Below are 3010 nucleotides of genomic sequence, written 5' to 3' on the forward strand. Positions count from 1 at the left end.
AAGGGGGCCTGGATGTCCGCCCTTGATGAGGTGGCCGAGGGCCAGCAGCACACGCTGGGTGCTTACCACCGGCCGTGGAAGTGAACGCCCCCCTGCGCCACTACGCGGCTTCCCCCCGGTGGGGGGACGCACCCTGTGGCCCGGCAAAGCCGGTTCCACGGGTGCCCTGGACGGATGCACCTCACGCCGGAGTGGGGCGGGCCGACTCCCGTTCCAAACACTGGGGTCCTCTGAGTGGGGACGCACCCTGTGGCCTGGACGGATGCACCTCGCTCCGCCGAAAAGAACCTTCGGTCGCGCGGCATCAACATCATCTGAAGCCACTGAAATGAAACTCTCACTCGGCCCCCTCCAGTACTACTGGCCGCGCCTGACCACCTTCGATTTCTACGAGGCCATGGCCCAGACCGCCGTGGACCGCGTGTACCTGGGCGAGGTGACCTGCTCGCGCCGCAACGAGTTGCGGCTGAGCGACTGGCTCGACATTGCCGCGCTGCTGCGCGACGCGGGCAAGGACGTCGTGCTGTCGACCATGGTCTTGCTGGAATCCGGCTCGGACGTCAGCGCCATGCGCAAGATCACGGCCCAGACCGATTTCGAGGTGGAGGCCAACGACATGGGCGCGGTGCAGAACCTGGTCAACCAGCGCCCTTTCGTCGCCGGTCCCCACCTCAATATCTACAACGCACCCACACTGCAGTGGATGGCCTCGCTGGGTGCCCACCGCTGGGTGGCGCCGCTGGAAATGCCGCGCAGCGATCTGGCCCTGATGCAGCAAGCGCGACCCGATGGTTTGCAGACCGAGGTCTTCGCCCACGGCCGCCTGCCGCTGGCTTTTTCGGCCCGCTGCTTCACCGCGCGCCACGGCAACCTGCCCAAGGACGACTGCCAGTTCCGCTGCATGGAGCACCCCGATGGCCTGCTGCTCAAGACCCGCGAGAGCGCCGACTTTCTCGTGCTCAACGGCATCCAGACCCAGTCGGCCCGCATGCACAGCCTCATCGACGCGTGGAACGAGCTGCTCGCGCTCGGCGTGGACAGCGTGCGCATCAGCCCGCAGGCCCAACACACCGCCGATGTGATCGCCCTGTACGACAGCGTGCGGCGCGGTGCGCTGTCCGGCGAACAGGCGCGCGACGCCTTGCTGCCCCTGCTGCCCGGTGGTGAAGATTGCAACGGCTACTGGCACGGCCAGCCCGGCATGCAACGGATCACACCGGCGCCAGCGCTGGCGGCCTGATCACCATGGTGGTCGGCGAACGTTTCAACAGCATCAGCCACCTCGTGGGCGCGGTGCTGGCCCTGATGGGTGCGACCGTGCTGGTCACCCAGGCGGCGTTCCTGGCGGATCCCTGGAAGATCGTCAGCTTCAGCATCTACGGCACGATGCTGGTCGCGCTGTACCTGGCCTCCACGCTGTACCACGCGCTGCGCGGACGCGCCAAGGCCGTGTTCCAGAAGCTGGACCACTGCAGCATCTACCTGCTGATCGCCGGCAGTTACACGCCGTTCGCCCTGGTGTCGTTGCGGGGTCCCTGGGGCTGGAGCCTGCTGGGTGCCGTGTGGACACTGGCCGTGCTGGGCATCGTGCAGGAGATCTGGCTGGCGCGCGGCGCACGCGTTTTGTCGCTGGTGATCTATGTGCTCATGGGCTGGCTGGCCCTGGTGGCCGTGGTGCCGCTGTGGGAAGCGCTCACGCCCGGCGGTTTTGCCTGGCTGGCGGCGGGCGGTGCCTGCTACACGCTGGACATCGCCTTCTACGCCACCGACCACAAAGTGCGCCATGGACACGGCATCTGGCACCTGTTCGTGCTCGCGGGCAGCGCCTGCCATTTCCTGACCCTGCAGCTGTACGTGGCCTGAACCCGAGACACACCCACATGACCTCCAACGAACCCCGCCACACGATTCCCGCCCCGGTCGGCGCCCTGCTGTCGCGGCTGCCGGCCTACCCCGGCTCCCTGCTGCTGGTGACCGCACTCAATCGGGTTCTGGCCCGACAGCTGCCACGGGATGTGTGCCAGGTGCTGGAGGGCAAACGCATCCGCATCGAAGTGCGCGATGCCCAGGTGAATTTTGATTTCATCTGGCGCGGCCAGCGCTTTCGCGCAGCCGCACCGCAAACCGAAACCGACCTCACGCTGAGCGCCCGCGCGCACGACTTCGTCCGCCTGGCCCAGCGCCTGGACGATCCGGACACCCTGTTCTTCAACCGCCGCCTGTCCATGCAGGGCGACACCGAGCTCGGCCTGGTGGTCAAGAACGCGCTCGACGCTCTGGAGCTGCCGGTGCTGAACCGCGAGACGCTCAAACCCTCGGCCGTTCTGAACCGCTTGAAGGGCGCATGGTCAAGCCGAAAGCCCGCCTTCCATGACAAACACGGATAACCCTTTGCCGCTGGTCTACTCGTGCTCGGGCTGCTCCAGTGCCGCCCAGCTGGCCAACCACGTGGCCTTGCAGCTGGACCGGCGCGGCCTGGCCGAAATGTCGTGCATCGCAGGGGTGGGTGGCGACGTGCCGCACCTGCTGAAGATCGCACAATCGGGCCGCCCCATCGTGGCGCTGGACGGCTGTCCGCTGGCCTGCGTGAAAAGCTGCCTGGCGCGCCACGGTCTGACCCCCGACCGCTACCACCAGTTGCATGCCCAGGGCGTGCGCAAACGCCAGCACCAGGACTTCGACCCCGCGCAGGCGGCCGAGGTGTTGGCGCACGTGAGCGCCGACCTGCGTGAACATCCCCTGTCGCTGCGGCAAACCCCATCCGAAGGCCCGCGCCATGTCCACCCGTAAGGCCCCCGCACGCCCAGTTCGGCGCGTGCTGGTCGCCATCTCCGGCGCCAGCGGCGCGGTCTACGGCCTGCGTCTGTTGCAAGCCCTGCGCGAGCTGCCCGGCATCGAAACCCACCTGGTGGTGTCCGAAGCTGGCTGGCTCACCCTTGACCACGAGCTCGACGCCGGCCCGCAGACCTTGCGCCCGCTGGTGCACACCCTGCACGACACGCGCGACATC

The 3010-nt window shown here is 67.6% G+C and carries 5 protein-coding genes; all 5 read left to right on the forward strand.

Annotated features, from left to right (window positions below):
- The first annotated feature begins 328 nt into the window (after positions 1-328).
- Positions 329-1240 carry a U32 family peptidase gene (locus ABYB95_RS20510; protein ID WP_372661232.1) on the forward strand — a complete coding sequence of 304 codons (912 nt, stop codon included), beginning with the start codon at positions 329-331 and terminating at the stop codon, positions 1238-1240.
- A 5-nt stretch (positions 1241-1245) separates the two neighbouring features.
- Positions 1246-1863: a hemolysin III family protein gene (locus ABYB95_RS20515; protein ID WP_372661235.1), complete on the forward strand. Its 618-nt coding sequence runs from the start codon at positions 1246-1248 to the stop codon at positions 1861-1863.
- A gap of 17 nt (positions 1864-1880) precedes the next feature.
- Positions 1881-2387: an SCP2 domain-containing protein gene (locus ABYB95_RS20520; RefSeq protein WP_372661238.1), complete on the forward strand. Its 507-nt coding sequence runs from the start codon at positions 1881-1883 to the stop codon at positions 2385-2387.
- A complete protein-coding gene (locus tag ABYB95_RS20525; RefSeq protein WP_372661241.1) occupies positions 2371-2790 on the forward strand; it encodes a putative zinc-binding protein in 420 nt (139 codons plus the stop codon). Before ABYB95_RS20520 ends, ABYB95_RS20525 begins: the two co-directional genes overlap by 17 nt.
- The coding region (locus ABYB95_RS20530; protein WP_372661244.1) for a flavoprotein at positions 2777-3010 on the forward strand (234 nt) is incomplete at its 3' end. The genes ABYB95_RS20525 and ABYB95_RS20530, both read left to right, overlap by 14 nt.

This window comes from Hydrogenophaga sp., from assembly GCF_041633695.1.
In the GTDB taxonomy this organism is placed as follows: Bacteria; Pseudomonadota; Gammaproteobacteria; order Burkholderiales; family Burkholderiaceae_C; genus Hydrogenophaga.